Genomic DNA, 1,855 nt, shown 5'->3' with positions numbered 1-1,855 from the left:
AATGCCTTCGACGTTCGACTTCGAATGTGAATTTGAGGTGGAGTACCGGACCGCTGTCGTCCCGGACCTCAATCGACAGCTGATGGCTACCGCCCCCTAGGCTGCGGACGGAATCTCGGGCCATATCGGCCAGCGAGCGAGCCGCCTCTTCTTGCACCTTCGCTAAGGTTGAGAGTTCCAGACCTTCCTCATCCGGGAAAATCTCGTCACCCTCTCTGAGGTCAAAATAGTACCGTTTCATAAGGCCAGAACGACGCYGACCTCAAATTGTTCTTTCCGCAAGGGCGGCGGCGCCGTACCAATCAGATGGGTGGACARGAAAGCGAGCCCCAACTGRGSYGGCCTTACTYCGGMGGCYGCAAACCGGGCGACGTAAGCCACTCMGTTATGTGCGCGCCGACTTCGTCTTGYCGSGCTTTTCGTAACAAAGCTTCTCGCTGGGCCCCCGGCGGCAGTGTCTTGGCTAGTTCACGTAGGCTTTTCGCTTCTTCGGCAAGGCGCTCTTCAAGAGGGGAAGTTTGGCTAAACCTACGGCGCGATCCCATGGCCTTTCTCCATGACGAAGGAACCGGCGATTTAACTGCAAATCCTCGCAGCGGGTTCCCCGCAAATTGAGGCGGCCTTGCTTCATGGCAAAAACCGCCGCCCGCTCAATGTATCGCGGACGGCGGCTTACCAGCCCCGGGAGGGTGAGCAAAACCCGGCGGTGGCACAAATTGCACACCCACATCGTAGGGTCTGAGCAAAATTGCTCACTCTCCAAAGACCCCCGCGCCAACCGAGGCAGCCCGTACCCCGGGGCAATACGGTGTCCGGTAACCGATACATTCGCGTTCGCAACCTGTTCGATGTGACCAAATTACTTGATCTACGCCAAGGGCACGTGAACGCAGCCCGGACAAACGCTTCGGCCAAGTGTGGAGCAGAGTGTGTATCAGCCGTTCTGCTGGCTCGATAACAGGCTGAATAATCTACGGAGGTTTTGGGCGTTTGGCGCGGTGGCGCTCCCTAGCGGAGCCGAACCAGCGAAGTTCCTGTGGATGGGGCTAGCCGTATTTACCTCGGCTCTTATTTACTCTCGAGACGCGGCGCTTCACCTCGCAACTGCGATTGCTGAAGCGAAGAGATTAGCCGCTTGATTTTAGACTCCCGGTGGCCGCTCGTTTATTGCGGGCGGCCTTTTGTTCTTTTTACTGTGCGATTTGGGGTCTGCCATGGGCCGCAATCAATACCGCTGTACCGCGTGCGACAAGTCGCGAAAGTTCGTCAGTAGCGAGCTAGCCGCCAAGCGGTACGAAATCCGATCGTATGAATGCCCGTCCTGCAAAGCGTGCTGCGCACGGTAGAGTGCACCGAACCGAGCATGTTTCCGCGCCGGTCGGGAACCTGCCCGATAGAGGCGACTTAGTTCGTTGGACGCTTTTCGAGGGCTTACCGATGGCGATCTATGCTTTCGCGAGCACAACGCCGCTGTTTCTTCCTGAACGATTTTTCATCGGGCAGCTCGAAGGCTGGGTAGTGCTGGAGAATTTGGTCGGTGGACTACTGAAGCGAGCAGCGATAGCTGGCCACGGCGAACGGGATGCGGACACCGATGCGCTGGTGTTCAACGAGACATATACGTTTGACGATGGACACAGCGACACCTTGCATTGGACGATACGAAAAGGCGAGGCCGGCAAGTACACCGGACTGGAAAACCGGCTTGAAGGTGAGGCAGTAGGCGAGCAAGCCGGTTGCGCGTTCCATTGGAAGTACACGCGCGACACACCGCAAGCGGGCGGTAAGTCCATCAAGCTGAATTTCGACGATTGGTTCTATGCGATCGACGACAGGGTTTGCATCGTGCGAGGTA

The 1,855-nt window shown here is 57.4% G+C and carries 2 protein-coding genes; one reads left to right on the top strand and one right to left on the bottom strand.

The genetic code is table 11. The annotated features are described in order from the left end of the window. A partial coding sequence (locus AC1D00_RS39310) for a DUF6894 family protein (RefSeq protein ID WP_477014384.1) occupies nt 1-241 on the bottom strand: 241 nt, incomplete at its 3' end. A gap of 1,196 nt (nt 242-1,437) precedes the next feature. Between AC1D00_RS39310 and AC1D00_RS39305 the strand changes: the two genes are divergently transcribed. Further along, nucleotides 1,438-1,855, top strand: a 418-nt coding sequence (locus tag AC1D00_RS39305; protein WP_477014383.1) for a DUF3833 family protein, incomplete at its 3' end; no start/stop codon positions are given.

The organism is Bradyrhizobium sp. P2_E8 (assembly GCF_056403875.1).
This window is presented reverse-complemented; position numbering and strand designations above follow the sequence as displayed.